The sequence below is a fragment of the Cupriavidus gilardii genome, from assembly GCF_008801915.1.
Lineage (GTDB): Bacteria > Pseudomonadota > Gammaproteobacteria > Burkholderiales > Burkholderiaceae > Cupriavidus > Cupriavidus gilardii.
The window spans coordinates 111,370-137,778 of the sequence record NZ_VZOV01000002.1; the positions used below are offsets into that span (position 1 = coordinate 111,370).

The 26,409-nt window shown below is 68.6% G+C and carries 26 protein-coding genes; 15 read left to right on the forward strand and 11 right to left on the reverse strand.

What is annotated here, in order from left to right; all coding sequences use genetic code 11:
• Window positions 1-19: 19 nt before the first annotated feature.
• The 8 genes from purD (at window position 20) to F7Q96_RS03325 (ending at window position 7,409) form a co-directional block, all read left to right on the forward strand.
• The gene (gene purD / locus F7Q96_RS03290) at window positions 20-1,288 is read left to right on the forward strand and encodes a phosphoribosylamine--glycine ligase (protein WP_053821350.1); all 1,269 of its coding nucleotides are present in this window, start codon (window positions 20-22) and stop codon (window positions 1,286-1,288) included.
• A 122-nt stretch (window positions 1,289-1,410) separates the two neighbouring features.
• On the forward strand, window positions 1,411-2,322 hold the full coding sequence (hemF, locus tag F7Q96_RS03295) for an oxygen-dependent coproporphyrinogen oxidase (RefSeq protein WP_053823026.1): 912 nt from the start codon (window positions 1,411-1,413) through the stop codon (window positions 2,320-2,322).
• Between the two features lie 9 nt (window positions 2,323-2,331).
• Window positions 2,332-3,066, forward strand: coding sequence for a nicotinate-nucleotide adenylyltransferase (locus F7Q96_RS03300; RefSeq protein WP_082371410.1), 735 nt, complete (start codon window positions 2,332-2,334; stop codon window positions 3,064-3,066).
• A 99-nt stretch (window positions 3,067-3,165) separates the two neighbouring features.
• On the forward strand, window positions 3,166-3,966 hold the full coding sequence (gene rsfS, locus F7Q96_RS03305; protein ID WP_170265832.1) for a ribosome silencing factor: 801 nt from the start codon (window positions 3,166-3,168) through the stop codon (window positions 3,964-3,966).
• A gap of 31 nt (window positions 3,967-3,997) precedes the next feature.
• On the forward strand, window positions 3,998-4,468 hold the full coding sequence (gene rlmH / locus F7Q96_RS03310; RefSeq protein ID WP_053821348.1) for a 23S rRNA (pseudouridine(1915)-N(3))-methyltransferase RlmH: 471 nt from the start codon (window positions 3,998-4,000) through the stop codon (window positions 4,466-4,468).
• Window positions 4,469-4,549: 81 nt separating this feature from the next.
• Entirely contained in the window at window positions 4,550-5,155 is a 606-nt protein-coding gene (locus tag F7Q96_RS03315; RefSeq protein ID WP_053821347.1) for a Maf family protein, read from the forward strand.
• 139 nt (window positions 5,156-5,294) lie between these two features.
• The gene (gene rng / locus F7Q96_RS03320) at window positions 5,295-6,758 is read left to right on the forward strand and encodes a ribonuclease G (protein ID WP_023264366.1); all 1,464 of its coding nucleotides are present in this window, start codon (window positions 5,295-5,297) and stop codon (window positions 6,756-6,758) included.
• Between the two features lie 165 nt (window positions 6,759-6,923).
• Complete coding sequence (locus F7Q96_RS03325; protein WP_053823024.1) at window positions 6,924-7,409, forward strand: hypothetical protein; 486 nt, start codon at window positions 6,924-6,926, stop codon at window positions 7,407-7,409.
• Between the two features lie 99 nt (window positions 7,410-7,508).
• Here the strand turns inward: F7Q96_RS03325 and F7Q96_RS03330 are convergent, their stop codons facing one another.
• From F7Q96_RS03330 to msbA, 4 genes are all read right to left on the reverse strand, one after another.
• Window positions 7,509-7,871, reverse strand: a complete 363-nt coding sequence (locus F7Q96_RS03330) for a hypothetical protein (protein WP_151022067.1) — start codon at window positions 7,869-7,871, stop codon at window positions 7,509-7,511.
• 304 nt (window positions 7,872-8,175) lie between these two features.
• A complete protein-coding gene (locus F7Q96_RS03335; protein ID WP_390884807.1) occupies window positions 8,176-8,550 on the reverse strand; it encodes a hypothetical protein in 375 nt (124 codons plus the stop codon).
• Window positions 8,551-8,670: 120 nt separating this feature from the next.
• On the reverse strand, window positions 8,671-9,300 hold the full coding sequence (locus F7Q96_RS03340; RefSeq protein WP_053821345.1) for a peroxidase-related enzyme: 630 nt from the start codon (window positions 9,298-9,300) through the stop codon (window positions 8,671-8,673).
• A gap of 168 nt (window positions 9,301-9,468) precedes the next feature.
• Window positions 9,469-11,193 (reverse strand): lipid A export permease/ATP-binding protein MsbA, encoded by a 1,725-nt coding sequence (msbA, locus tag F7Q96_RS03345; RefSeq protein ID WP_170265840.1) that lies wholly within the window; start codon window positions 11,191-11,193, stop codon window positions 9,469-9,471.
• 233 nt (window positions 11,194-11,426) lie between these two features.
• Between msbA and F7Q96_RS03350 the strand changes: the two genes are divergently transcribed.
• Together F7Q96_RS03350 and F7Q96_RS03355 are read left to right on the forward strand one after the other, a co-directional pair.
• Window positions 11,427-12,185, forward strand: a complete 759-nt coding sequence (locus tag F7Q96_RS03350) for a glycosyltransferase family 2 protein (RefSeq protein ID WP_053821343.1) — start codon at window positions 11,427-11,429, stop codon at window positions 12,183-12,185.
• A 48-nt stretch (window positions 12,186-12,233) separates the two neighbouring features.
• Window positions 12,234-13,277 carry a glycosyltransferase family 4 protein gene (locus F7Q96_RS03355; RefSeq protein ID WP_151022068.1) on the forward strand — a complete coding sequence of 348 codons (1,044 nt, stop codon included), beginning with the start codon at window positions 12,234-12,236 and terminating at the stop codon, window positions 13,275-13,277.
• Window positions 13,278-13,313: 36 nt separating this feature from the next.
• On the opposite strand, the gene F7Q96_RS03360 is transcribed toward F7Q96_RS03355, so the two are convergent.
• On the reverse strand, window positions 13,314-14,579 hold the full coding sequence (locus F7Q96_RS03360; RefSeq protein ID WP_158507246.1) for an O-antigen ligase family protein: 1,266 nt from the start codon (window positions 14,577-14,579) through the stop codon (window positions 13,314-13,316).
• A gap of 279 nt (window positions 14,580-14,858) precedes the next feature.
• Between F7Q96_RS03360 and F7Q96_RS03365 the strand changes: the two genes are divergently transcribed.
• Window positions 14,859-15,929, forward strand: a complete 1,071-nt coding sequence (locus F7Q96_RS03365) for a glycosyltransferase (RefSeq protein ID WP_053821341.1) — start codon at window positions 14,859-14,861, stop codon at window positions 15,927-15,929.
• A gap of 221 nt (window positions 15,930-16,150) precedes the next feature.
• Here F7Q96_RS03365 and dnaE read toward each other — a convergent pair whose 3' ends face one another.
• Window positions 16,151-19,663: a DNA polymerase III subunit alpha gene (gene dnaE, locus F7Q96_RS03370; RefSeq protein WP_053823022.1), complete on the reverse strand. Its 3,513-nt coding sequence runs from the start codon at window positions 19,661-19,663 to the stop codon at window positions 16,151-16,153.
• A 250-nt stretch (window positions 19,664-19,913) separates the two neighbouring features.
• Here dnaE and F7Q96_RS03375 point away from each other — a divergent pair, with 250 nt between their 5' ends.
• The gene (locus tag F7Q96_RS03375; protein ID WP_053821340.1) at window positions 19,914-20,798 is read left to right on the forward strand and encodes a sulfurtransferase; all 885 of its coding nucleotides are present in this window, start codon (window positions 19,914-19,916) and stop codon (window positions 20,796-20,798) included.
• 36 nt (window positions 20,799-20,834) lie between these two features.
• On the opposite strand, the gene F7Q96_RS03380 is transcribed toward F7Q96_RS03375, so the two are convergent.
• The 5 genes from F7Q96_RS03380 to rpsP form a co-directional block, all read right to left on the reverse strand.
• A complete protein-coding gene (locus F7Q96_RS03380) occupies window positions 20,835-21,515 on the reverse strand; it encodes a CoA pyrophosphatase (RefSeq protein WP_053821339.1) in 681 nt (226 codons plus the stop codon).
• Window positions 21,516-21,705: 190 nt separating this feature from the next.
• Entirely contained in the window at window positions 21,706-22,095 is a 390-nt protein-coding gene (gene rplS / locus F7Q96_RS03385; protein WP_053821338.1) for a 50S ribosomal protein L19, read from the reverse strand.
• Between the two features lie 75 nt (window positions 22,096-22,170).
• Complete coding sequence (gene trmD / locus F7Q96_RS03390; protein WP_151022070.1) at window positions 22,171-22,953, reverse strand: tRNA (guanosine(37)-N1)-methyltransferase TrmD; 783 nt, start codon at window positions 22,951-22,953, stop codon at window positions 22,171-22,173.
• A gap of 64 nt (window positions 22,954-23,017) precedes the next feature.
• Entirely contained in the window at window positions 23,018-23,728 is a 711-nt protein-coding gene (gene rimM / locus F7Q96_RS03395) for a ribosome maturation factor RimM (protein ID WP_053821337.1), read from the reverse strand.
• 35 nt (window positions 23,729-23,763) lie between these two features.
• The gene (rpsP, locus tag F7Q96_RS03400; protein ID WP_006577009.1) at window positions 23,764-24,015 is read right to left on the reverse strand and encodes a 30S ribosomal protein S16; all 252 of its coding nucleotides are present in this window, start codon (window positions 24,013-24,015) and stop codon (window positions 23,764-23,766) included.
• A 164-nt stretch (window positions 24,016-24,179) separates the two neighbouring features.
• Between rpsP and F7Q96_RS03405 the strand changes: the two genes are divergently transcribed.
• The 3 genes from F7Q96_RS03405 (at window position 24,180) to F7Q96_RS03415 (ending at window position 26,395) form a co-directional block, all read left to right on the forward strand.
• A complete protein-coding gene (locus tag F7Q96_RS03405) occupies window positions 24,180-25,295 on the forward strand; it encodes a PQQ-dependent sugar dehydrogenase (RefSeq protein ID WP_053821336.1) in 1,116 nt (371 codons plus the stop codon).
• A gap of 197 nt (window positions 25,296-25,492) precedes the next feature.
• The gene (locus F7Q96_RS03410; protein ID WP_053821335.1) at window positions 25,493-25,903 is read left to right on the forward strand and encodes a hypothetical protein; all 411 of its coding nucleotides are present in this window, start codon (window positions 25,493-25,495) and stop codon (window positions 25,901-25,903) included.
• A 282-nt stretch (window positions 25,904-26,185) separates the two neighbouring features.
• A complete protein-coding gene (locus tag F7Q96_RS03415; RefSeq protein ID WP_144425751.1) occupies window positions 26,186-26,395 on the forward strand; it encodes a hypothetical protein in 210 nt (69 codons plus the stop codon).
• The last annotated feature ends 14 nt before the right edge of the window (window positions 26,396-26,409 follow it).

Sequence of the window (26,409 nt, forward strand, 5' to 3'; positions counted from 1 at the left end):
TATCTTCTGGCAGTGGATCATGAAAGTATTGGTTGTCGGCTCGGGCGGACGTGAACACGCGCTGGCCTGGAAACTGGCCCAGTCGCCCAAGGTGCAGGTCGTCTACGTGGCGCCGGGCAACGGCGGCACGGCGCTGGACAAGCGGCTGCAGAACGTCCCGGTGACCGATCCGGCGGCGCTGGCCGAGTTTGCCCGGCAGCAGAGCGTGCATTTCACCGTGGTCGGTCCCGAGGCGCCGCTGGCGGCCGGCATCGTCGACGTGTTCCGCGCGCAGGGCCTGCGGATCTTCGGCCCGAGCAAGGCGGCCGCGCAGCTGGAATCGTCGAAGGACTTCGCCAAGGCCTTCATGCACCGGCACCAGATTCCGACCGCCGCCTACCAGACCTTCGCCGACGCCGGCCAGGCGCACGCCTATATCGATGCGCAGGGCGCGCCGATCGTGATCAAGGCCGACGGCCTGGCCGCGGGCAAGGGCGTGGTGGTCGCCACCACGCTGGAAGAGGCGCACGCCGCGGTCGACATGATGCTGGCCGACAACAAGCTCGGCGATGCCGGCGCGCGCGTGGTCATCGAGGAATTCCTCGAGGGCGAGGAAGCCAGCTTCATCGTGATGGTCGACGGCGCCAACGTGCTGGCACTGGCGACCAGCCAGGACCACAAGCGCCTGCTCGACGGCGACGCCGGCCCCAATACCGGCGGCATGGGCGCCTATTCGCCGGCGCCGGTGGTCACGCCGGCGCTGCATGCGCGCGTGCTGCGCGAGATCATCATGCCGACCGTGCGCGGCATGGAGAAGGACGGCATCCCGTACACCGGCTTCCTGTACGCCGGCCTGATGATCGACAGCGAAGGCAATCCGAAGACGCTCGAATTCAATTGCCGCATGGGCGATCCCGAGACGCAGCCGATCATGGCGCGGCTGAAGACCGACCTGTTCGACGTGATGGAGCACGCGGTCAATGGCCGGCTCGACGCGGTCGAGCTCGACTGGGACCGCCGTACCGCGCTGGGCGTGGTGATGGCCGCGCACGGCTACCCCGATGCGCCGCGCAAGGGCGACCTGATCACCGGCATCCCGGCCGAGACCGACGACAGCGTGACGTTCCACGCCGGCACCACGCTGGCCGACGGCAAGCTGCTGACCGCCGGCGGCCGCGTGCTGTGCGTGGTCGGGCTGGCCGATACCGTCAAGGCGGCGCAGCGCGCGGCCTATGCGGCGGCCCAGCAGATCCACTTCGACGGCATGCAGTACCGCTCCGATATCGGGTATCGCGCGATCAAGCGCTGAAGTCTTTCCCTGACCCGGCCCTCTCCCCGCGGGAGAGGGAGAACACCCTCGCAGCACAAGCCGCCCGCGTGCCGGTCCCGCCGCACCATGACGGGGCAGCGGCTACAATCCTGACCATGCTGATGATCGACTCCCAGGCAGTCCGCGCCTATCTGCTGGATCTGCAAGACCGCATCACGGATGCCGTCGCCGCCATCGACGGGCAGCCGTTCGCCACCGATGCCTGGGAAAAGCCGCCGACCGAACGCCTGCGCGGCAGCGGCCGCACCCGCATCCTCGAAGGCGGCGCGGTGATGGAGCGCGCCGGCGTCGGCTTCTCGCACGTGCGCGGCGACGCGCTGCCGCCTTCGGCCAGCGCCAACCGGCCCGAACTGGCCGGGCGCGGCTTCGAGGCGATGGGCGTGTCGCTGGTGTTCCATCCGCGCAATCCCTACGTGCCCACGGTCCATATGAACGTGCGCTGCTTCCTCGCGGTCAAGGAAGGCGCCGACCCGGTCTGGTGGTTCGGCGGCGGCATGGACCTGACGCCCTACTACGGTAATGCCGACGACTGCCGGCATTTCCACGCGACCTGCAAGGCCGCGCTCGATCCGTTCGGCGCCGATCTCTATCCGCGCTTCAAGCGCTGGTGCGACGACTACTTCTTCCTGAAGCATCGCGGCGAGGCGCGCGGCGTCGGCGGCGTGTTCTTCGACGACTTTTCCGCGCTCGGCTTCGACGACAGCTTCGCGATGATGCGCGCGGTCGGCGACGGCTTCCTCGACGCCTACCTGCCGATCCTGCGGGCGCGCAAGGACACGCCCTACGGCCCGCGCGAACGCGACTTCCAGGCCTATCGCCGCGGCCGCTATGTCGAATTCAACCTGGTGTTCGACCGCGGCACGCTGTTCGGCCTGCAATCGGGCGGACGCACCGAATCGATCCTGATGTCGATGCCGCCGCAGGCCGCCTGGCGCTACGACTGGCAGCCCGAGCCGGACAGTGCCGAAGCGGCGTTGTACACCGACTTCCTGCCGGCGCGCGACTGGGTCTGAACCTCACCGATGAACACCACCGCCTCCGCCGCCAGCGCGCCGATCCGGCCGGGCCCGGCCGACGATCCGGGTCCCGCCGGGCACGGCCGCCCCTGGCGCCTCGGCATCCTCGGCGGCACCTTCGATCCGCCCCATGTCGGCCACCTGGCGCTGGCGCGGCTGTGCATCGACCATCTGCAGCTCGACGAACTGCTGTGGATCCCGACCGGCCAGTCCTGGCAGAAGGGCAACGACGTGACGCCGGCCGCCGACCGGCTGGCGATGACCGAGCTGGCCGCCGCGGCGCTGGCCGACGCGCCGGCGCGCGTCCACGCCAGCCGCATGGAGGTCGATCGCGCCGGCCCGAGCTACACCATCGACACGGTGCGCCAGCTGCGCGAGCATTACGGCGCCGAGGCCTCGCTGGCCTGGCTGATGGGCGCCGACCAATTGCTGCGCCTGCACACCTGGCATGGCTGGGAGGACCTGCTCGACTACGTCCACCTGTGCGTCGCGACCCGGCCCGGTTTCGCGCTGGAGCAGCTCGATGGCCCGGTGCGCGATGCGCTGGCCCAACGCCGCGCCGACGCGCACCTGATACAATCCACGCCCTCCGGCCGGATGTGGATCGACCAGACGCTCGCCGTCGACCTCTCCTCCACCGCCCTGCGCCAGCGCCTTGCCGCCGGCCAGCGCGCGGATGACCAACTCCCCCCGGGCGTGGCACACTACATCGCCACCCACGGACTCTATCGCCAGGACTGAGCAGGACCGTGGAACCGGGCCGGCCTTGGCACTGGCCCGGGACGCGGCTACGGCCACCGATCCCTCGCTGACAAAATACAAGGGCACCACCAAGGCACCATGGATATTCGCAAACTGCAACGCGCCATCGTCGATGGCCTCGAGGACGTCAAGGCACAGGACATCAAGGTGTTCGACACCACGCACCTGACCGAACTGTTCGACCGCGTGGTGATCGCCAGCGGCACCTCGAACCGGCAGACCAAGGCGCTGGCCGCCTCGGTGCGCGACACCGTCAAGGAGGCCGGCGGCCACATCATCGCGGTGGAAGGCATGGAGACCGGCGAATGGGTGCTGGTCGACTGCGGCGACGCGGTGGTGCATATCCTGCAGCCGCAGCTGCGCCAGTACTACAACCTGGAAGAGATCTGGGGCGACAAGCCGGTGCGGATCAAGCTCGGCGCGGGCGCCAAGGGCCTGGCCAAGGCCAGCGAGCGGATGGACGAAGAGGAGGACGCCGAGGAGGCGCCGCGCACCCGCACGCGCCGCGCCGTCGGCGAACGCCCGGCGCTGGCCCGCCTGCCCGAAGGCATGAAGGAGCCGTCGCCGCCGATGGGCCACGAGGACACCGACCCGGACGCGATCGCCACGCAACGCAAGCCGGTCGCGCGCGCCCGCACCACCAGCGTCAGCGGCGCCGCGCCGGCGCGCAAGGCTCCGGCCCGCACGGGCACCGGCAGCGGTGCCGCGCGCAAGACGGCGGCCAAGACCGCCACGAAGACGGCCACCAAGACGGCCACCAAGACGGCGGCAAAGACGGGAACCGGTACCGGCGCCCGCACCGCGGCCAGGACCACCGCCACGCGCAGCGCCGCCGCCAAGACCGCGGCGCCGCGCAAGCGCGCCACCCGCTCGGCCTGAGCCGCCCCCGCTCCCGCAGCAGCGCGTCGCCGTGCAGTTGCTGATCGTCGCGGTCGGGCACAAGATGCCGGCCTGGATCGAGTCCGGCTTCGCCGAGTATGCCAAGCGCATGCCGCCGGAGCTGCGTATCGTGCTGCGCGAAATCAAGCCCGAGGCGCGTACCGCCAGCAATAACGCGGCGACCGTGATGCAGCGCGAGGCCGCGCGCATCGAGGCCGCGCTGCCGCGCCAGTGCCGCATCGTCGCACTGGACGAACGCGGCCGCGACCTGACCACGATGCAGCTGGCCGAGCAGCTGACCGGCTGGCAGCGCGAGGGCGGCGACGTCGCCTTCCTGATCGGCGGGGCCGACGGGCTCGATCCGGCGCTGAAGGCGCGCGCGCAGACGCTGCTGCGGCTGTCCAGCCTGACGCTGCCGCACGGCATGGTGCGCGTGCTGCTGGCCGAGCAGCTGTACCGCGCCTGGACGGTCACGCAGAACCACCCTTACCATCGGGTCTGATCCCGCTCCCCGGTATCAACCGGCGTTCCATCCCGTCGTTCCACCCTTGTCCCTGAGCGCGCCCGCCGCGCCCGTGCCACCGTGCTCCACGACGTCCTCTACCTCGCCTCCCAAAGCCCCCGCCGCCGCGAACTGCTGACGCAGCTCGGCGTGTCCTACCAGTTGCTGCTGCCCGACGACGACGAAGACGCGGAGGCGCTCGAAGCGGTGCTGCCCGGCGAGACGCCGGACGACTATGTGCAGCGGGTCTGCGCGCTGAAGGCCGAGGCCGCACTGCGCCGCCGCGAACGCCGCGCGTTGCCCGACGCCCCGATCCTGACCTCCGACACCACGGTCTGCCTGGGCGGGCGCATCCTCGGCAAACCCGAGCATGCCGACGACGCCGCGGCGATGCTGGCGGCGCTGTCCGGCACCACGCATCGCGTGCTGACCGCGGTGACCGTGGTCTCGACCCTCGGCGCGCACCATGCGCTGTCGATCTCCGAGGTCAGTTTCCGCGCGATGCGGGAGGACGAGATCGCCCGCTACGTGGCCAGCGGCGAGCCGCTCGGCAAGGCCGGCGCGTATGGCATCCAGGGCCGCGCCGCCGAGTTCGTGCAGCGGATCGCGGGGAGCTATTCGGGTATCATGGGCCTGCCCCTGTTCGAGACGGCAGCACTGTTGCGACAGGCCGGCCTGCGCTTCTGAAGCGCACCGCCACGCAACGCCGAGCAAGGCGCCGGTTCGCCCGCCGACCGCGCCGCACGGCATCCAGGGGACCAACCTGCTCCGCCGCGACGGATCACCGTCGGCGGAGCCAGCCAGCCGGCGACGGATCGCACACAACATGACCGAAGACATCCTCGTCAATATCACCCCGCAGGAAACGCGCGTGGCCATCGTGCAGCAGGCCGCGGTGCAGGAGCTTCATGTCGAGCGCACGCTGACGCGCGGACTGGTCGGCAATATCTATCTGGGCAAGGTCGTGCGCGTGCTGCCCGGCATGCAATCGGCCTTCATCGACATCGGGCTGGAGCGCGCCGCCTTCCTGCACGTTGCCGATATCTGGCACCGGCGCGAACCGGACCGCAACGGCAGCACGCAGCTGGCGATCGAGAAGACGCTGTTCGAAGGCCAGGCGCTGATGGTGCAGGTGATCAAGGACCCGATCGGCACCAAGGGCGCGCGGCTGTCGACCCAGGTCAGCATCGCCGGCCGTACGCTGGTCTATCTGCCGCAGGACCCGCATATCGGCATCTCGCAGCGCATCGAGGGCGAGGTCGATCGCGAGGCGCTGCGCGCCCGCGTGCAGGGGCTGGTGCCCGAGGACGAGCGCGGCGGCTTCATCGTGCGCACCATCGCCGAGGAGGCGACCGACGAGGAGCTCGGCAACGACATCGCCTATCTGCGCAAGATCTGGGGCGCGATCCGGCTCAACGCCACCACGCTGCCGGCGCCCAGCCTGCTGTATCAGGATCTGAGCCTGGCGCAGCGCGTGCTGCGCGATTTCGTCAACGACGCCACCGGCGTGATTCAGGTCGACTCGCGCGAGAACTACCAGAAGCTGGTCGAGTTCGCGCAGGAATACACGCCGGCGGTGCTGCCGCGGCTGTCGCACTACACCGGCGAGCGGCCGATCTTCGACCTGTTCAATATCGACGCGGAGATCGAGCGCGCGCTGTCGCGGCGCGTCGACCTGAAGTCCGGCGGGTATCTGATGATCGACCAGACCGAGGCGATGACGACGATCGACGTCAACACCGGCGGCTATGTCGGCGCGCGCAATTTCGACGACACGATCTTCAAGACCAATCTCGAGGCGGCGCACACGATCGCGCGCCAGCTGCGGCTGCGCAACCTGGGCGGCATCATCATCATCGACTTCATCGATATGGAGAACGCGGAGCACCGCGACGCGGTGCTGTCGGAACTGAAGCGCGCGCTGTCGCGCGACCGCACCCGCATCACCGTCAACGGCTTCTCGCAGCTGGGCCTGGTCGAGATGACCCGCAAGCGCACGCGCGAATCGCTGGCGCACGTGCTGTGCGAGCAGTGCCCGGTCTGCCAGGGCAAGGGGCAGGTCAAGACGCCGCGCACGGTGTGCTACGAGATCCTGCGCGAGATCATGCGCGAGTCGCGCCAGTTCAATCCGCGCGAGTTCCGCATCCTGGCCTCGCAGGAAGTGATCGACCTCTTCCTCGAAGAGGAAAGCCAGCACATGGCGATGCTCGGCGACTTCATCGGCAAGCCGATTTCGCTGCAGGTCGAATCGACCTTCCATCAGGAGCAGTACGACATCATCCTGATGTAGCGCAACCCGTCCGGATTTCCACTAGGGTCTGACCGCATGTCATTGCCGCCGCGATCCCCTATAACGAATGCAGGAATGGCACGGCAGGAGCGGACCATGACGGGGCGGCAAGCGACGAGGGCCGGACTGGCCTGGACCTGGCAAGGCGCGCCGTGGGTGGGCGCGATGCTGATCGCAATCTGCGGCATCCAGGGCTGCGCGCCCGTGCAGGAACTGGCCAAACGCGCGCCCTCGTTGCCGCCGGCCGCGCCCGAACGCCAGGTTACCCCTGCCCCGCCGCCACCGATCGCTGCGCGCGTGATCGAACTGGCCGGCTACTGCAGCCGTACCGAGGACGACGGCTTTCGCGAAGAGGCGCGGGTGCGCGTGATCGCCAACGAGGTACAGGCGCTGAACTGGAAGCTGTGGGTGCCGCGGCGCCGCGGCTCGTGCGCCTTCGATCTGAGCGAATTCCGGCAGGTCCAGAAGGCCCCGCATATCGAGCTGGTCGCACGCGACGACAGCGGCTGCAAGCTGATGGTCTGGCAGGATCCGCGGCGCGTCACGCTGGCGCATGCCAACTGCCAGAAGCGCTGCACGCCGGGAATCTACGAGGAAGCGTGGCCGGTGATGTTCGACCCGGGCAGCGGCATGTGCGCGCAGGTCAAATAGGGCGGCAATCAGGGCGGCAATCAGGGGGGCAATCAGGGCGGAACCTCGCCGCGCACCGGCCGGCCTGAACCGCGACCGTCGCCGGCGCCGTGCGAGCGATCATTCGGCCCGACCGCCGCCGGTGCCGCCAGTTCGCGGCCGATGCATATCAAGGTTGCCAGCCGCGCCAGGCAGCTTGCCGGCCACGTATCCGAGCGCCGCGCACATCCCCACCAACGCAACGATCCCCGCTGCCGCGAAGAGGGCGGGGATCGCCATGCCAGTCATGACGAGGGCACAGACGATGCCGCCAACCACCGCGCCCTGCGCTACCCTGACCAGCACGCGGCCAACAATGCGACCGGCGCCCGGCACCGGAGCCTGCGGCATGCCGCGCGCCCGCACGAGCCACCAGAGCCCGCTCTTGAGCCGCTCCGCCAGCCGGGGCGCTGCCGGAGCCTGCGGCGCCTGCCATGCGGGCAACAGCGGCGCGGCTTGCTGGGCGCCAACCGCGGGGGCGTTGCGGGGCGCTCGGCCCAGATGGGACGGCACGGACACCGTGCGCGTGGGTTGCGATGGCGATTGCGGGAGACTAACGCGGTGCCCGACTCTCATGTGGCGGCCTCGATGTTGGCGAATTGACTGGGGAAGGATGCGGTGATCCGGTTCGGCGAACCGTCACCGCAAGCAAGACCCGGATCATCCGCAATCGAGGCCGCGGTTGCTTTCGCAATCGCCGTGCCCTATTGCAATTGGTCCACCAACGTCGGCATTGGCATGCCGACGTTCAGCCGCGCTTGACCCAGACCACGAGCCCACCCGCGATGCCGAGCGTGCGGCGGTCCGGACGGTAATCCATGGTGCCGGGAAACTGCTGCGCGTCGCGCTGGCCGATGCGCCAGGCGCAGCCGTCCAGCAGCGCGATCGCCTCGGCCTCGGGCTTGCCGACCAGCGCGTCGTCGGCGAGCTTGTCGGCGGCGCAGCCTTGCGGCGTGGCCGCGCCTCCCATCGGCGGCGGCGGCGGGCCAGGCGGCGGTTCGCTGGCGCAGGCGGTCAGCATGGCCGCGCCGGCAGCGGCGCCAGCCAGCCGGCCCAGGCCACCGAGGCCAATCCAGCGCGAAAGCAGGCGGGAAACAAGCGATCGGTCGACGATCCGGTGCATGCAATCTCCTTGCAGGTCGATGGCGGACAGCGTGTGCCGCCGGGAGTCATGGGGGCCTTGGTCATCAGGGCAGTGACCACGACGGCCGTGGCGAGAACGGCCGTGGTCGGGACGGCGTCGTCAGGACGACTTTGCCTTGGGCACGCGCCCCATCAGGAAGAACTCGTCGTTGGGGCGCATGCCGATGGTGTTGGCCATGCGGTTCGACAGGCCGAAGAAGGCGGTGATCGCGGCGATATCCCAGGCGTCCTCGTCGGAGAAGCCGTGCGGGCGCAGCGCGTCGAAGTCCGCCTCGTCGATCTCGTGCGAGGCCTGGCAGACCTTCATCGCGAAATCGAGCATCGCGCGCTGCCGCGGCGGCAGGTCGGCCTTGCGGTAATTGACCGCGACCTGGTCGGCCAGCAGCGGCTTCTTCTCGTAGATGCGCAGGATCGCGCCGTGCGCGACCACGCAATAGAGGCACTGGTTGACGCCGGAGGTGGCGACCACGATCATCTCGCGCTCGCCCTTGGTCAGCCCGCCCTCCTTGTCCATCAGCGCGTCGTGATAGGCGAAGAAGGCGCGAAACTCGGCCGGCCGGTGCGCCAGCGCGAGAAAGACATTGGGCACGAAGCCCGCCTTCTCCTGCACCGCCAGGATCCGCTCGCGGATATCGTCGGGGACCTGCTCCAGTGTCGGCACGGGGTAGCGGCTGATCGGCTTGTCGGCCGATGCAGTCGAGGACGGACTGGCTTGCTGCGATTCGCTCATCGTGGTCTCCTCGGTGGGTTCCGGTTGATCCGGCTGTCGGCATGGCCCCGCGCGGTGTGCGGGGGCCTGCGACAGTATCGGCCAGCCACGGCGGCACGCCAAGCCTCGCCGGCCGGCGGCTAAGCGCGCGGCCGGTTTACTGCGAGGCCGGCTTACTGCGAGGCCAACTTACTGCGTCGCGAACTGGATCCGGTGCAGCCCGGCGTACAACCCGTTGGCGGCCAGCAGTTCGGCATGGGTGCCGTGCTCGGCGATGCGGCCCTGGTCCAGCACCGCGATGCGGTCGGCGTTCTCGATGGTCGACAGCCGGTGCGCGATCACCAGCGTGGTACGGCCGACCATCAGCGATTCGAGCGCGGCCTGGACCTGGCGCTCGGACTCGGAGTCCAGCGCCGAGGTGGCCTCGTCCAGGATCAGGATTGGCGCGTCCTTGTACAGCGCACGCGCGATCGCCAGGCGCTGGCGCTGCCCGCCGGACAGCTTCATGCCGTTGTCGCCGATATTGGTCTGCAGGCCCTCGGGCAACGCCTTGACGACGTCGGTCAGATAGGCGGCTTCCAGCGCGCGTTCGACCCGCGCCGTGTCGATCTGATCGGCCGAGTGCACGCCATAGGCCACGTTGGCCGCGACGGTGTCGTTGAACAGCACCACGTCCTGGCTGACGAAGGCGATCTGGCGGCGCAGGTCCTTCAGCGCCAGCGCATCGAGCGGCTGGCCATCGAGCAGGATGCGTCCTTCGGTCGGGTCGAAGAAGCGCGGCACCAGATTGACCAGCGTGGTCTTGCCGCTGCCCGACGGGCCGACCAGCGCCAGCACCTCGCCCGGGCTCACGCGCAGCGACACGTCCTGCAGCGCCGGCCGCCCGGCATCGCCGTAGCGGAAGCCGACGCGCTCGAACACCAGCTCGCCGCGCGCGCGCTCCAGCGGCAGTCCGCCATGCTGCGGCTCGACCGGCTCGTCGATCAGCCGGAAGATCATTTCGGCGGCGGTCATGCCGCGCGTCAGCGGCTGGTTGATGTCCGTCAGATGCTTCAGCGGCGAGATCAGCAGCAGCATCGCCATCACGAAGCCGGTGAAGCCGCCGATGGTGGTCTGATTGCCCTGCGCCTGCACCATCGCGATGGTGATGATCACCGACAGCGCCAGCGCCGCCAGGAACGCGGTGACCGGCTGATTCAGCCCGCCCGCGACCGCCATCCGCATCGAGTAGTTCTTCAGCCGCTCGGCCATCGCGCGAAAGCGCGCCAGTTCGTAGGTCTCGCCGCCGTGCAGCTTGACCACCTTGAAACCGCCGGCCGCTTCCTCGACGACGTAGGCGGCGCTGTTGGTCAGCGTCTGGTGCTCGCGGTTGAGCTTGCGCAGGCGCCGGTTGATCTTCGACATCAGGTAGCCGATCACCGGCAGGATCACCGCCACGATCAGCGTCAGCCGCCAATTCGTGTAGAACAGGTAGATCAACAGCGCGACCACGGTCAGCGAGTCCCGCACCAGCGTGATGAACACGCTGGTCAGGATCTGCAGCACCTGGTTGACCTCGAAGATCACCGCATTGATCAGCGACGCCGCGGTATTGCGATGGAAGAACATCGCGGGCACATGCAGCATCCGCTCGAACATCTGCAGCCGCATCTTCAGCAGCACGCGGTTGGAGATCAGGCTCAGCAGATAGCCCGAGGCGAACTGCGCCAGGCCGCGAATCAGCGCGACGCCGGTCAGGATCGCCGGCACATGCCAAAGCTTGCCGGCGTAGTCACCGCCGAAGCCCTTGTCCAGCAGATCGTTGACGACCTTGGGGATCACCCCTTCGCTGGCGGCCACGACGGCCATCGCGACGATGGCGGCGATAAAGATGCGCAACTCCGGGCGCAGGTAGGACCAGAGTCGGGCGGGTATGGTTTGCACACCTGGCGTCGATGGGCGGGACAAGAACACTCCTTCGGAATAATCAGAGGCACCGGTGAGCCCGGGCCGGGGACCGGAAGCGGGCACCGGCGGGGTCGGCGCGGCGCAGGGGCCGGCAGGGGCCGGGGTACAATGGCGCCGCGCTCGACCGGGGCGATACCGTGCCGATGGCGGTCGGATCGCGGCTCGGTCGCGTCAATACAGCAGGCCATACGACCACGTCAATGAAACTCTCCGTCGTCATCATCACCCGCAACGAAGCCCACAATATCCAGGCCTGTCTGGAGAGCGTGAAGTGGTGTGACGAGGCGATTATAGTGGATTGCATGAGCGCGGACGCCACCCCGGCGATTGCCCGGGACATGGGCGCGCGCGTGATCCAGACCGAAGACTGGCCCGGCTTCGGGCCGCAGAAGAATCGCGCGGTCGACGCCGCGACGGGCGACTGGATCCTCAGCATCGATGCCGACGAGCGCGTCAGCCCGGCGCTGCGCGACGAGATCCTCGCCGCGATCGCCACTGACAGCGCCGACGGCTACGAAATGCCGCGGCTGTCGCAATTCTGCGGCCGCTTCATCCGCCATGGCGGCTGGTATCCCGACTATGTGACGCGGCTCGTGCGCCGAGGCCATGGGCGCTTCAGCGATGCGCTGGTGCACGAGAGCCTGATCGTGCAGGGCCGGCTCGGCCGGCTGCGCGAACCGCTGACGCACTACAGCTATCGCGACTACTCCGACGTGCTGCGCAAGATCGACAGCTATTCGTCGGCCGGCGCGCGCCAGGCATTCAGCCGCGGCAAGCGTTCGTCGCCCCTGGCCGCCGCGGGCCACGGCCTGTGGGCCTTCGTGCGGACCTGGCTGCTTCGCCGCAGCATTCTCGACGGCGCCGAGGGCTTCGGCGTCGCGCTGATGAACGCGCAGGCGAGCTATTACAAATATCTGAAGCTGTGGTACCTGGGCCGGCAGCAGGCCGGCGGCCAATGAACGGCCGCCCATGACCCCGGCTTTCCTTCCGTCCCGATATCCGTGTCCATGAAGATCGGCATCTCCTGCAACCGCTTCGGCAAAGGCGGCGGCTTCGAACGCTATGCGCTGGACCTGGCGCGCGGCCTGATCGCGCGCGGCGAGCGCCCGGCGGTGTTCGCGCGCCGTTTCGACACCGACATCCCGGAGTACGGTCAGGTCGACCGCCATCTGGTGCGCGTGCGCTGGCTGCCCGGCAAGATGCGCGACACCGCGTTCTCGTGGGGCATGCGCGACGCGCATCGCCACTGCGATCTGCTGATCGGCTGCAACCGCGTGGTCGGCGCCGACCTGGCGGTCTGCGGCGGCACCCATCGCGGCTACCTGCGCGCATCGGGACGCGCGTCGACCTTCTGGGACCGGCGCCAGATCGAACTGGAATCGCGCCACTATGCTGCCGCGCGCTGCGTGGTCGCGCATTCGCAAATGATGGCCGACGAGCTGGCCGAGCTCTATGGCGTGCCGGAGGACCGGCTCGCGCTGCTCTATCCGCCGGTGGACATCGCGCGCTTCCGCCCGATCGACGATGCCGCGCGTGCGGCATTGCGCCAGCGCTTCGGCTTCGGCGACACGCCGGTGTTCCTGTTCCCGTCGTCCGACCACTCCCGCAAGGGGCTCGATGTGCTGGCCCGCGCGCTGGCCGACAGCGGCCTCGATGCAACGCTCGCCGTCGCCGGCCGGCCGGTCGGCAAGTCACTGCCCGGCGTGCGCGAACTGGGCTACTGCGCCAACATGGCCGAGCTCTATGCCGCCGCCGATTTCACCGTGCTGGCGTCCAGCTACGAGCCGTTCGGGCTGGTCGGCATCGAGTCGGTGCTGTGCGGCACCCCTGTGCTGCTCGCGGACAATATCGCCTGCCTCGAGGTGATGGACGATGCGGTGGCGCGGCGCTTCCCGCGCACCGACGTGGCGGCGATCGCCGCCGCGATGCGCGAGGCCGTCGCCTGGTCGAAGGATGGCGGCGCGCGGATCGCCGAGCCGCGCCGTCATCTGCGCTACAACCCCGAACCGGCGGCGCATCTCGATGCGCTGCTGCGGCTGGGTGGCGCCTGAGAGAATTCCGCCTCGGGTCCGGGACCTACGGTCCGCTCAGCGCTGCCTGGTGGCAGCCGCGGCTTCCAGCTGCCGGGTGCGGTTGGCGATGATGCCCAGCAGCGTCGCCGACGTCAGCCCGAAGAAGGCGGTGTTCATCACCAGCGTGAAGACGTCGATGGTCAGCCCGAACACCACCGTCCCCAGCGTCAGCACCAGGCCCATCGCGGCCGCGGTCGCGATGTCGGGATCCGGCGAATGACGATGGCGCCAGAAATGGATCGTCGAGCCGTAGTACAGCAGCAGCAGTGCCGCCAGCCCCAGCAGCCCCATCTCGGCCAGCGTCGAGAACAGCTCGTTGTGCGCGTGCGGATGGACGATCGCCGGCGAAGCCTCGCCGCGCTCGGCCAGCACCTGCAGATTGTCCTTCAACGTGCCCTTGCCGACGCCCAGCGCCGGCTCCCGCTCGAACAGCGTCCAGGCCGCCTGCCACAGCTGCAATCGCAGGCCGATCGAGGTATCGGCGTCGCCGTGCGCCAGCCGCTCGAAGTCCGAGGTCGCCGCGGCAATCCGGCTCTGCACCACCGGCGTATTGAGCGCCGCCATCGCCCCCAGCGTCAGCGACGCGGCAAACACCAGCATCAGCCGGCGCGGGCGCACGCGCGCCAGGTCGAAGCGGCACAGCAGCACCCACAGCATCACCGGAATGGCGATCCAGCCGCCGCGGCTCTCCGACGCGTACGACGCATAGCAGCCGGCCGCCAGCCCCAGCAGGCGCAGCACCTGCTCCCAGCGCGGGCGCCCGCGTTCGGCCAGCGGAATCGCGCCCATGAAGCCGAGCACCAGCGCGGTGTCGCCGAACGGAATCGGATTGGTGAAGGGGTTGCCGGCGCGGCCGGACATCACCCACTCGGCCGGCGAGAACAGGATCAGCACGGACCAGAAGCAGGCGCCCAGCGCGCCGGCCACGCAGCCCCACTGGAACGGCCGCAGCCGCTCGGCCGGCACCGCGGCGAGCAGCAGGAAGATCGGCACGGACAGCAGCAGCCGCGATGGCGAGTCGAAGGCGCGTGACGGCACCTCGCCGGTCAGCAGCGCCTGCAGGCCGATCGCCAGCGGATAGGCCGTCATCGCGACGACATACCACTTGTAGCGCAGCAACAGTTCGCGGCTTTGGCGGCGGTTCTCGGCCTGGCTCAGCCACAGCAGGCTGAAGGCCAGCACGACGAAGAAGCAGTAGCCGGTGCCGCCCTGCAGGGTCAGCATCAGCACAGGGGACAGCGCCGCGGCGATCGCCGCGACACCGATGGAAACACGATGCATGCTCATGGGGTGAAATACGGATCGGCGCCGGAACGGCGTTGGCGGGCACATTGGCCATGAGCCGGAAACAAGGGGCGGCCAGGGCCGCCACGCGGCGCATTATACCGTTGCGCCTTGCGCCACCCTCCCTGCGAGGGGGGGGCCGGAGCGGCATGGTATCGTTCGGCCTTGCCGCGATGGGGCCAAATGCGGGCCACGCGCGTGGCGAGCGCAAATGCAAGCAGATTGGCAAGCGCAAGCGGATTGGCAAGCGGATTGGCAGGTAGAGAGGGAGCGAGGATGAGCGGTACGGTGAATGGCGGCGAGGTGCGGGCGACGGCCGACACGGCCGACACGGCGGACGCGGCGGACGCGGCGAATGCGCGGGACCGCGCGTGGCCGTCCGCGACGCTGCTGCTGATCACCTACAACCAGCGACGCTTCATCGCCGACGCGATCGCCGGCGCGCTGGCCCAGGACTACCCGGACCTGGAGATCATCGTCTCGGACGACGCCTCGACCGACGACACCTTCGCCGCCGCGCAGCAGGCGCTGCAGGGCTACGCCGGCCCGCATCGCGTGACGCTGCGGCGCAATCCGGTCAACCTCGGCATCAGCGGACACCTGAGCCAGCTGGTCGAGCTGTCGCACGGCGAGCTGATCTTCGTCGCCGCCGGCGACGATATCTCGCTGCCGACGCGCTGCCGCGAGGTCGCCCAGGCCTGGCTCGCGCACGGCCGCAAGCCGGACCTGATCGCCACCGACCTGATCGACATGGACTACGAGGGCATCGACCACGGCACCATCGCGCACAGCGAGCTCGGCATCTATGACGGCGTGGACCGCTGGATGGCCGAACCGCCGGTCGTCATCGGCGCCTCGCATACCTGGACCCGCCGGCAGTTCGAACGCTTCGGCCCGATCGCGCCGGGCATGATCTCCGAAGACCAGATCACCACGCTGCGCGCCGTGCTCGGCGGCGGCGCCATCACGCTGCGGCGGCCGCTGGTGCGCTATCGCCGCGGCGGCGTCTCGGGCAAGCGCAAGTGGCGCACGCCTGCCGACTTCGTCAGGCGAATCCAGCTGACCAACCGCAGCTCGCTGGCCGAGACGCTGCAATTCATCCAGGACGCCGAACTGGCAGGCGCCGGCGATGCGATGCGGCGCCACAAGGCCGGCAAGCTGGCGCGCGAAACCTTCACGCGGGACATCTTTGCCGCCACCAGCACCGGCGAGCGCCTGCGGCTGCTGTTCGGCTCGCGCGGCGTACGGCTGGGCCATCGGCTGCGGATGTTCCTCTATGCCGCCTGCCCCGGCGTCTATGCGCCGTTCTTCGCACTGGGGAATCTGGTGAAGGGGATGAAGGGATGAAGGGGTCAGGGGATGAAGCGCTGAGGGGCTTCGGTACTCCTCTCTGCCGCGTGCGGGAGAGAGGCTTGGAGAGAGGAAGCGGGCGCTTCCTGTAACCCTCAACGCTCGCTGAACCGCCCTGTTGGCTCTCCCCTACCCTCTCCCGCAAGCGGGAGAGGGAGCCGGTAACACCCGATATCGGGAAGGCACGCGTCCCGCCAGATCGATGCCTCGCTGGCCCCTCACTCGTACAGCGTACTGACGCACTCCGGCGACAGCGCCGCGCGCAGCGCCGCCAGCGTGTCGTCCGACGGCACCACCTGCCAGGCCTGGCCCAGCACCGCCTCGCAGACCGCCGAGGCGCTCGCGTACTGGATGCAGACCGGCAAGCCCGCGCCGCCGGCGGATTGCGCCAGATGCGGGGTCAGCAGTTCGCGCAGCATCGCGGTCGACGAATTGCCGTTCAGCGACAGCTTCAGCGCGCGCGCATGGCGGATGCGGGCAGTGGTCAGATCCATCACCGTTTCCGCGGTGAAGCGCACGCCGCCGGTGAAGGTGTCGTGGCGCGCATTGCCCTGCGCGATCAGCAGTTCGTCCTCGCGGAACATGTGCCGGTTGGCGTCGAACAGCTCGTTGAACACCGTCATCTCGATCTGTCCGGTGCCGTCGTCGAGCAGCACGATCAGCATCTTGCCGCGCTGGGTCATCTGGGTGCGGATGCCGGTGATCACGCCGGCGACCATCTTGCCGCGCACGTCGCGGCCATAGCCGCCGCCGTTGCCCTGCACTTCCTTTTCCAGCGCGGCCAGCGTGCCCTTGACGAAGCGCCGCACCTCGTCGCGATAGGCATCGAACAGGTGGCCGGAGAAGTAGTAGCCGAGCGCCTGCTTTTCTTCCTGCAGCATGCGCTTGGGCGTCCACGCCGGCTCGTCGATCAGCTCGGGACGGTGCGCGTCGCCGTCGTCGGCCATCAGGTCGAACAGCGACACCTGGTTGGCCGATTCGGCCTTCTGCTCGGCCGCCTCCATCGCGCGCGGCACCGAGGCCAGCAGCTGGGCGCGGTTCGGATGCAGCGTGTCGAAGGCGCCGGCGCGGATCAGCGCCTCGATCGTGCGGCGGTTGACCTGGCGGCGGTCGACACGCTCGCAGAAGTCGAACAGGTCGGTAAAGGGCCGTTCCTCGCGCGCGCGCAGGATGTCCTCGATCGCGCCCTGGCCCGAGCCCTTGATGCCGCCCAGTCCGTAGCGGATCGTCTTCGCATCGGTCGGGGCGAAACGGTATTCGCTGGCATTGACGTCCGGCGGCAGCACGCGCAGCCCGTTGGCGCGGCAATCCTCGTAGAGGATCTTGACCTTGTCGGTGTCGTCCATCGCCAGCGACATGTTGGCCGCCATGAATTCGGCCGGATGATGCGCCTTCAGCCATGCGGTGTAGTAGGCCAGCAAGGCATAGGCGGCCGCGTGCGACTTGTTGAAGCCGTAGCCGGCGAACTTCTCCATCAGGTCGAAGATCTCGTCCGCCTTGTCGGCCGACAGCCCGTTCTTCGCGGCGCCCTCGCGGAACAGCTCGCGATGCTTGGCCATCTCCTCGGGCTTCTTCTTGCCCATCGCGCGGCGCAGCAGGTCGGCGCCACCGAGCGAGTAGCCGCCGATGATCTGCGCCATCTGCATCACCTGCTCCTGATAGACCATGATGCCGTAGGTCTCTTTCAGGACGGGTTCGACGCGCGGGTCCGGATATTCCACCTTCTCGCGCCCGTGCTTGCGCGCGCAGAAACTGGGGATCAGGTCCATCGGACCCGGGCGGTACAGCGACACCAGCGCGATGATGTCCTCGAAGCGGTCGGGCTTGGCGTCCTTGAGCATGCCCTGCATGCCGCGGCTTTCCAGCTGGAACACCGCCACCGTGTTGGCGGACTTCAGGATGTCGAAGGCGGCCGGATCGTCGAGCGGGATCTGGCTGCAGTTCCAGTCGGCCTTGCCCGGATCGAGCCGGCGGATATAGCGCTCGGCCCAGTCGAGGATCGTCAGCGTGGTCAGGCCCAGAAAGTCGAACTTGACCAGGCCGGCGGCCTCGACGTCGTCCTTGTCGTACTGGCTGACCACGCCGCTCATGCCGTCGTTCTGGCCGCCCTGCGTGTACAGCGGACAGAAGTCCGTCAGCTTGCCCGGCGCGATCAGCACGCCGCCGGCGTGCATGCCGACGTTGCGGGTCATGCCTTCGACGCGCTGCGCCAGCTCGAGCAGCTGGCGCACTTCCTCCTCGTTGTTCTCGCGCTCGGTCAGCAGCGGCTCTTCCTTCTTGGCCTCCTCGATCGTCACCAGCTTGCCGGGCTTGAACGGGATCAGCTTGGCCACGCCGTCGACGAAGTTGTAGCCCAGATCGAGCACGCGGCCGACGTCGCGCACCGCGGCCTTGGCCGCCATGGTGCCGAAGGTGGCGATCTGCGACACCGCGTCCTTGCCGTACTTCTCCTTGACGTACTGGATCACGCGATCGCGGCCGTGCTGGCAGAAGTCGATATCGAAGTCGGGCATCGACACCCGCTCCGGATTCAGGAAACGCTCGAACAGCAGCGCGTATTTCAGCGGATCGAGGTCGGTGATGCCCAGTGCGTAGGCGACCAGCGAGCCGGCGCCCGAGCCGCGCCCCGGACCGACCGGCACGCCGTTGTTCTTGGCCCAGTTGATGAAGTCGGCCACGATCAGGAAGTAGCCGGGGAACCCCATCTTGATGATGATGCCGGTCTCGAACTCGAGCCGCGCGTAGTACTCGGGACGCTTGGCCTCGCGCGTCGCCTCGTCGGGGAACAGCACTTCGAGACGGCGCTCCAGCCCTTCCTTCGACATGTGCACCAGATAGTCGTCCAGCGACATGCCGTCCGGCGTCGGGAACAGCGGCAGGCGCGGCTTGCCGAGCTCGAGCGTCAGGTTGCAGCGGCGCGCGATCTGCACCGCGTTCTCGAGCGCCGACGGGATGTCGGCGAACAACGCGGACATCTCGTCCTGCGTCTTGAAATACTGGTCGGTGGTGAAGCGGCGCGCGCGGCGCGGATTGGCCAGCAGCTCGCCCTCGGCGATACAGACGCGCGCCTCGTGCGCGGTATGGTCGTCGGGGGTCATGAACTGGACCGGATGCGTCGCGACCACCGGCAGCTGCAGCGCCGCGGCCAGCTGCACCGCGCGTTGCACATAGGCCTCGGTGCCAGGATGGCCGGCGCGCTGCAGCTCGATGTAATAGCGCTGCGGGAACACGGTCGCCCAGTGCCGCGCGGCGCGCTGAGCGGCCGCCTCGTTGCCGTTGGCCAGCGCCTGGCCGACGTCGCCGCCCATCGCGCCGGACAGCGCGATCAGGCCGCTCGACAGCGGCAGGCCGTCCTCGCCGGGTTCCTCGAACCACCCCGGCTCGAGCTCGGCGCGGCCGCGGTACTGGTTCGACAGCCAGGCGCGCGACAGCAGCACGCACAGGTTCAGATAGCCGCGCCGGTCCTGCACCAGCAGCAGCATGCGCGCGGGCTTGTCGCGATCGTCGGCGTTGGTCAGCCAGACGTCCGCGCCGACGATCGGCTTGACGCCGCCGCCGCGCGCCTCCTTGTAGAAGCGGATCAGGCCGAAGGCATTGGCCAGGTCGGTCAGCGCGAGCGCGCCCATGCCATCGGCGGCGGCGGCCTTGACCGCATCCTCGAGGCGGACGATGCCGTCGACGATCGAGTATTCGGAATGGAGACGGAGATGTACGAAGCGGGGCGAAGACATGGGCGCCATTGTACCGGCGCGCGCTGGCCGCCGGGCCGCCGGCGGGTAACGAAATCCGCATGCGCAAGCGGTTGCGCGGCGATCCGCGCTTCAGGCACGGCGCCGCCCGCCTGCCCGAGCCGCTATAATTTCGCGTTTCCAATCAGGCAGTTAATGGCGGCAGCGCGGCACGGTTCACGGACCGGCCCCGGCACCTGCGCGGGCACCGCCCGGCACGACCGGCATGCCGCCACGCCATCCTCCGCAGTCCATGCAGATCGTCAATATTTCCGCCTACAAGTTCGTCACCCTGAACGACATCGACACGCTGCGCCCCGCCCTGCGCGAGCGCTGCGAGGCGGCCGGGCTCAAGGGCACCATCCTGCTCGCTCCCGAGGGGATCAATCTGTTCCTGGCCGGCGGCCGTGAAGGCATCGACGATGTGGTGGGCTGGCTGCGCGCCGATCCGCGCTTTGCCGACCTGGAGCCGAAGGAGAGCCTGTCGGAGACCCAGCCGTTCAAGCGGATGCTGGTGCGGATCAAGCGCGAGATCATCACGATGAAGATGCCGCTGATCCGGCCGGAGGAAGGCCGCGCGCCGTCGGTACGCCCCGCCGACCTGAAGCGCTGGCTCGACCAGGGCCATGACGACGAAGGCCGCCCGGTGGTGATGCTCGACACGCGCAATGCGTTCGAGGTCGCGGTCGGCACCTTCGAGCAGGCGGTCGACTACGGGCTGCAGAAGTTCAGCGACTTCCCGGCCGTGGTGGCGCAGCACAAGGACGAGTTCGCCGGCAAGACCGTGGTGTCGTTCTGCACCGGCGGCATCCGTTGCGAGAAGGGTGCGATCCATATGCAGCAGGCCGGCATCGAACGCGTCTATCAGCTCGAGGGCGGCATCCTGAAGTACTTCGAGGAGGTCGGCGGCAGCCACTATCGCGGCGACTGCTTCGTCTTCGACTACCGCACCGCGCTCAATCCCGAATTGCAGCCAGCCGGCCCCAGGCAATGCTTCGCCTGCCGTGCGGTGGTCACGCCGGAGGAGCAGCAGAGCCCGCACTACGTCGTGGGCGTCAGCTGCCCGCACTGCCATGCCGACCGTGCGGCGCAGCGCGATTCCGAATCGAAGCAGGAAGGGAAAGCGGCGCGGGCCTGATCGCCTGCACGCCGTCGCCAGGCATGCGCCCGCGCGCTAGGCCGCCAGCAGGTGGTACAGATTGCGCAGCATGCCCGCGGTCGCGCCCCAGATGAAACGATGCCCGCCGCCCTCGCGCGGATACGGCATCGCGTAGAACATCCGCTCGCCGTCGACCCAGCGGAACAGCCGCCGCTGATGGCGCGACGGATCCATCAGAAAGGCCAGCGGCACCTCGAACACATCGGCGACCTCGCGCGCATCGGGGCGCAGCGTGAAGCCATCGCGCACCAGAGCCACGACCGGGCTGACATGAAAGCCGGTGCCGGTGATGTAGTCCGGCAGCGCGCCCAGCACCTCGATGTAATCCCGCTCCAGCCCGATCTCTTCTTCGGTTTCCCGCAGCGCGGTGGCAACGCGATTGGCATCCTCGGGCTCCCAGCGGCCGCCCGGAAAGCTGATCTGTCCCGCGTGCGCGCTGAGGTTCGCGTTGCGCTGCGTCAGCAGCACGGTCAGGCCGTCGGCGCGCTGCACCAGCGGCACCAGCACCGCGGCGTCGCGCAGGCTCTGCCTGGGGTCGTAGGCGCGCGACTCGTCGGTCAGCTCGGGCTGCCAGGCCGGCGGGCTCAGGAAACGATGGCGGATGAAGTCGGGCCGCAGGCGCGGCTCGGAAAGCGGCGGGTGTTGGCTGTCGACCGAGACGATCGGCAGCGCTTCGGGATCGAAGGCGGGGCGCATAGCGGCACAAGTATGACAGACCTCGCCGCGGCGCATCGGCCGCCGGGCGGCAGCCTGTCCACCATGCGGGCCATCGTCCATGGCCCGGGCAGAAGGGCACCAAGCAAAAAGGGCACCCGAAGGTGCCCTCGAAGACGGGGCGCGAACCCCGTCCATGGCTCTGGCCGGCGTGCCGGCCAGGCGCTGCGTCTTACTCGGCAGCCGCGACCTTCGAGGCCTTGGTGACGAGCTTTTCCTTGATGCGAGCGGACTTGCCCGAACGCTGGCGCAGATAGTACAGCTTGGCGCGGCGCACATCGCCGCGGCGCTTGACTTCGATGCCGGCGATCAGCGGCGAGTACAGCTGGAACGTACGCTCCACGCCCTCACCCGACGAGATCTTGCGCACGATGAAGGACGAATTCAGGCCACGGTTGCGCTTGGCGATCACCACGCCTTCGTAAGCCTGCACGCGCTTGCGGTTGCCTTCGACCACGTTCACGTTGACGACAACGGTGTCGCCCGGCGCGAATGCGGGGATGGTCTTGTTCGCGGTCAGACGCGCGATCTCTTCCTTCTCGATCTGCTCGATGATGTTCATCGTTTCTTCTCCTGTGCCATCGTGACGGCGTTGCATGCCTCGCCTGATGGCGCGGCCCCGACAGAGGATGGGGTTTCAACTGGCGGAGGCTTGCCCCCGCCCTTCCTTCGCCGCCCACTCCGACAAGAACTTCTCGTCGGCCTTGGTCAGCAAACCTTGGCGGCGCGCGGACTCGATCAGGTCGGGCCGCTTGCGCGCCGTATTGGCCAGCGCCTGACGGCGCCGCCATTTTTCGATCTCGGCATGATGGCCGCCGAGCAATATCTCGGGGACCCGCACGCCTTCATATTCCTCGGGCCGCGTGTAGTGCGGACAATCGAGCAGCCCGTTGACGAAGCTGTCCTGCACCGCGGATTGCGCGTCGCCCAGCACGCCGGGCAGCAGCCGCACCACCGCGTCGATCAGCGCCATCGCCGGCAGCTCGCCGCCCGACAGCACGAAATCGCCGAGGCTGATTTCCTCGTCGACACGGCGGTCGATCAGGCGCTGGTCGATCGCCTCGTAGCGGCCGCAGATCAGCACCAGCCCGGGGCGCTGCGCCAGCTCGACCACCTTGGCGTGCGTCAGCGGCGCGCCCTGCGGCGACATCAGCACCACGTGGGCAGCGCTGGCACCGGCGTCCGCCTGCGCCGCAACCGCGGCGTCGATGGCGTCTTCCAGCGGCCTGGCCAGCATCACCATGCCCGGACCGCCCCCATAGGGACGGTCGTCGATGGTGCGGTAGTTGTCGGTGGTGAAGTCCCGCGGATTCCAGCTGCGCACCGTATAGCGCTGCTGCTTGGCAGCCCGGCTGGTGATGCCCCAGTCGGTCAGCGCGCGGAACATCTCCGGGAACAGCGTGATCACGTCGAACTGCATCCGTCTCACTCCTGTTCCATTGCCGCCATTGCCTGCCGTTGCCTTGCCGCCCTTGCTGCCGCGGCTAGTAGTCCAGCCCCCAGTCCACCACGATGCGCCTGCCCTCGATATCGACGTGGCGCAGATAGGCGTCGACGAAGGGAATCAGACGCTCGCCGGGCTTGCCATCGGGCAGCACGTAGGCAACCTGCAGGATCTGGTGGGCGCCGTTGTCGATCAGCCCGGCGACTTCGCCCAGGGCTTCGCCCTGCTCGTTGCTCACCGCGCAGCCGATCAGATCGACCCAGTAAAACTCGTTCTCTTCGGGCGCGGGGAAATCCTCGCGCCGGATCCAGACGCGGCGCCCCTTGAGCGCCTCGGCCAGATTGCGGTCCGCCACACCGGATGCCTGTGCCACCACCGTGCCGCTATGCTCGCGCGACTGGGCGATCTTCAGGCACAGCGGCTCCGACTCGCGCGCCGCGGACTGGGCCACCGGCCTCGAAGCCGGAGCCTCGGGCTGCAGCAGCCACCAGCGCCGCGCATGCAGCAAGGCACCGGCGTCCTGCGCATGGGGCTGGACCTTGATCCAGCCGCGCACGCCATACGCGGCAGCCACATAGCCGACCTCGATCAGGTCTTCGGGCAGGGCTTGCGCATGCACCAGCGCGGCCGGGATACGGGCCTCGCGCACCTGGCGCACCTCGCGCGGCGTGCCGGTCCCTGTCCCTTTCCCGGTGGCACCGGGCGGCAGGTTCAACGGCCGCCGTTGCGTACCGCGCGCGGACGTGGCCACGGCAGACTAGCGGTAGCGAAATCGGACAGCGAAAATCAGGCAGCGGCCTTGGCGCCCTGCTTGACCAGACGGGCAACGGTCGGCGACAGTTGGGCGCCAACGCCTTGCCAGTAGGTCAGGCGGTCTTGCGCCAGGCGCAGACCTTCTTCGCCTTGCGAAGCCAGCGGGTTGTAGAAGCCGATACGCTCGATGAAACGGCCGTCGCGGCGGTTGCGCGAGTCGGCTGCAACGATATTGAAGAACGGGCGCTTCTTGCTGCCGCCACGGGCCAGACGGATTACGACCATGGGTGAATTCCTCGAAAAACGGGGTGTTCGAACACGAAACACAAGAGTATAGCCCAATTACTGAGGCCAAACAAACACTTAGGGTGTCTGACGGCGGTGCGGGCCGATTGACGGGCGCGCCACGCGTCGGCATCGTGGCAAAAACACCAATCGCAGGAGGGGTCGTGCGCTACTTCAGTCACTTTTCCACCGTCCTGGCCGGGCTTGCCGCCCTGCTGTCCCACGCGATCGCGCCGAGCGCGCAGGCCCAGTCGCTCGAGCAGATCCAGTTGCCGCCCGGGTTTCGGATCGAGCGCTTGACCGGGGACGTGCCGGAGGCGCGCGGCATGACGTTTTCTCCGGGCGGCACACTGTACGTCGGCAGCCGCGGCGCCGGCAAGGTCTACGCGGTGCAGGCGCCGCTGAGCGGCAAGCCCGTGGTTCATACGGTTGCCAGCGGCCTGACACTGCCGATCGGCGTGGCCTGGCGCGACGGCGCGCTCTATACCTCGTCGGTCTCGCGCATCCTGCGGCTGGACGGCATCGAACAGCGCCTGTCCAATCCGCCCAAGCCGGTCGTCATCAACAACCAGCTGCCCAGCGAGACCCACCACGGCGGACGCTTCATCGCCTTCGGTCCGGACGGCTACCTGTACGTGCCGATCGGCGCCCCATGCAATGTCTGCACGCGCGACGAGGGGCGCTACGCCAACGTGATGAAGATGAAGCCGGACGGCACGGACCTGCAGGTCGTGGCCAAGGGCGTGCGCAACACCGTCGGCTTCGACTGGCATCCAACCACCGGCGAGCTGTGGTTCACCGACAACGGCCGCGACTGGCTCGGCGACGACCAGCCGCCTGACGAGCTGAACCGCGCGCCGCGCGCCGGGCTGCATTTCGGCTTTCCCTATTGCCACGCCGGCAATCTGCGCGATCCCGAATTCGGCAAGCAGCGTCCGTGCTCGGCGTTCGAGCCGCCGGTGGCCCGCCTGGGTCCGCACGTGGCCGCGCTCGGCATGCGGTTCTACACCGGCACGCAGTTCCCCGCCGAATATCGCAACAACATCTTCATCGCCGAGCACGGCAGCTGGAACCGCAGCGAACGAATCGGCTACCGCATCACGCGCGTGGTGCTCGACGACAGCGGCAAGGCGGTCCGGCAGGAGGTGTTCGCGCAGGGGTGGCTGCAGGACGGTCAACCGTGGGGTCGGCCCGCCGATGTCGAGGTCGCGCCCGACGGTTCGTTGCTGGTCAGCGACGACATGGCCGGCGCAATCTACCGCATCCGCTATGCGCCATAGCGACGCCATCCACCGTCGAACGCCGCCCCGGACGGCGCCCGCGCAGGCGTCGCCGAAGATGAGAACAGACCGCATTCGCAGGCGAAACAATCCGTTACACCGGTAACGGGATTGGCATAGGCGCCTGCTGGCAGCGCTGCGTACCATGATCCCAATCTTCTCGATAACGACAGCAAGCGAAGGCTTTGGGATTCCGCATGCTTTTCCGCTCTCTCCTGCGCGACGCCGCGGCCGCCACCGTGCTGGTGGCGTCTGTGCTCGGCCTTGCGGCCCTGAGCCATGCTCAGGGCGGCTGGTCGCGGCAAGGTGCCGACATGCGGGACGGCTTCGGCTTCGGTGCACGCCTGCTGCCGACCGGCATGGAACGCACCGTGATGCGCGCGGAAAGCCCTGATCACGTACGTGCCCAGATCGAGCGGATGGAAGCGCGCGCCCGCGCCGACAGCCGGCTGAACGGGCGCCCGAACCCACCGGCCGAACGCGGCCTCCCCGAACGTACGCAGACTTCCGACCGCAGCGCGCAGAACGGCGGCGGCGTGTCCGGAGACAATCGGCCCGCCAATGTCGGACCGGGCTGGCAAGGCTCCGGACGCGAGACCACCCGCTAGTCCCCCGCGAACTTTCCCCGTCCGGATACGATCGGCGACCGCGCCAAGGCGGTCGCCCTGACCTTTCGCGTTTGCCGGCGCCCCTTTCGCCCTTTCGCCCTTTCGCCCTTTCGCCCTTTCGCCGATCGCGATGGGCGCGGAATCCCGCACCGGAACTCCACCCGCCTTCCAACGGTCCAACAGCTTGTGGCGGCCGAAGCTGCGCCGCCACCAGGCTGCCGCCCGGCGCTGACCGGTGTTCAGCAGCGTGCCGTCGATCGCAGGCGGCGAACGCACACTGACATGCCCTCTCCTTCGGATCGTGTCGCGATGGGCGCGGCCTTCGTCCAACCAACCGACGAGGTTCGTATGCTATCCATGCTGACCGACCTGGCTCGACACGCGGGCCAGCTCACTCTGACCGTATTGTTCATGGGAATTCTGGCTGCCGTGCTGTACGGCGAAACCAATCTCGGCGTCCTGCTGGGCGTCGTGTCGAACGCGCCGCGCTGACGGCAATCGGACGC

What these genes read in the sequence shown, in the direction of transcription:
- hemF (WP_053823026.1), top strand. Translation starts at nt 1,411, where the DNA reads ATGATCGACTCCCAGGCAGTCCGCGCCTATCTGCTGGATCTGCAAGAC.
- rpsP (WP_006577009.1), bottom strand. Translation starts at nt 24,015, where the DNA reads ATGGTCGTAATCCGTCTGGCCCGTGGCGGCAGCAAGAAGCGCCCGTTC.
- F7Q96_RS03365 (WP_053821341.1), top strand. Translation starts at nt 14,859, where the DNA reads ATGAGCGGTACGGTGAATGGCGGCGAGGTGCGGGCGACGGCCGACACG.
- rng (WP_023264366.1), top strand. Translation starts at nt 5,295, where the DNA reads ATGACCGAAGACATCCTCGTCAATATCACCCCGCAGGAAACGCGCGTG.
- rsfS (WP_170265832.1), top strand. Translation starts at nt 3,166, where the DNA reads ATGGATATTCGCAAACTGCAACGCGCCATCGTCGATGGCCTCGAGGAC.
- F7Q96_RS03350 (WP_053821343.1), top strand. Translation starts at nt 11,427, where the DNA reads ATGAAACTCTCCGTCGTCATCATCACCCGCAACGAAGCCCACAATATC.
- F7Q96_RS03335 (WP_390884807.1), bottom strand. Translation starts at nt 8,550, where the DNA reads ATGCACCGGATCGTCGACCGATCGCTTGTTTCCCGCCTGCTTTCGCGC.
- purD (WP_053821350.1), top strand. Translation starts at nt 20, where the DNA reads ATGAAAGTATTGGTTGTCGGCTCGGGCGGACGTGAACACGCGCTGGCC.
- F7Q96_RS03415 (WP_144425751.1), top strand. Translation starts at nt 26,186, where the DNA reads ATGCCCTCTCCTTCGGATCGTGTCGCGATGGGCGCGGCCTTCGTCCAA.
- rplS (WP_053821338.1), bottom strand. Translation starts at nt 22,095, where the DNA reads ATGAACATCATCGAGCAGATCGAGAAGGAAGAGATCGCGCGTCTGACC.
- F7Q96_RS03360 (WP_158507246.1), bottom strand. Translation starts at nt 14,579, where the DNA reads ATGCATCGTGTTTCCATCGGTGTCGCGGCGATCGCCGCGGCGCTGTCC.
- F7Q96_RS03375 (WP_053821340.1), top strand. Translation starts at nt 19,914, where the DNA reads ATGCAGATCGTCAATATTTCCGCCTACAAGTTCGTCACCCTGAACGAC.
- F7Q96_RS03300 (WP_082371410.1), top strand. Translation starts at nt 2,332, where the DNA reads ATGAACACCACCGCCTCCGCCGCCAGCGCGCCGATCCGGCCGGGCCCG.
- F7Q96_RS03325 (WP_053823024.1), top strand. Translation starts at nt 6,924, where the DNA reads ATGCTGATCGCAATCTGCGGCATCCAGGGCTGCGCGCCCGTGCAGGAA.
- dnaE (WP_053823022.1), bottom strand. Translation starts at nt 19,663, where the DNA reads ATGTCTTCGCCCCGCTTCGTACATCTCCGTCTCCATTCCGAATACTCG.
- F7Q96_RS03340 (WP_053821345.1), bottom strand. Translation starts at nt 9,300, where the DNA reads ATGAGCGAATCGCAGCAAGCCAGTCCGTCCTCGACTGCATCGGCCGAC.
- F7Q96_RS03410 (WP_053821335.1), top strand. Translation starts at nt 25,493, where the DNA reads ATGCTTTTCCGCTCTCTCCTGCGCGACGCCGCGGCCGCCACCGTGCTG.
- F7Q96_RS03380 (WP_053821339.1), bottom strand. Translation starts at nt 21,515, where the DNA reads ATGCGCCCCGCCTTCGATCCCGAAGCGCTGCCGATCGTCTCGGTCGAC.
- F7Q96_RS03355 (WP_151022068.1), top strand. Translation starts at nt 12,234, where the DNA reads ATGAAGATCGGCATCTCCTGCAACCGCTTCGGCAAAGGCGGCGGCTTC.
- trmD (WP_151022070.1), bottom strand. Translation starts at nt 22,953, where the DNA reads ATGCAGTTCGACGTGATCACGCTGTTCCCGGAGATGTTCCGCGCGCTG.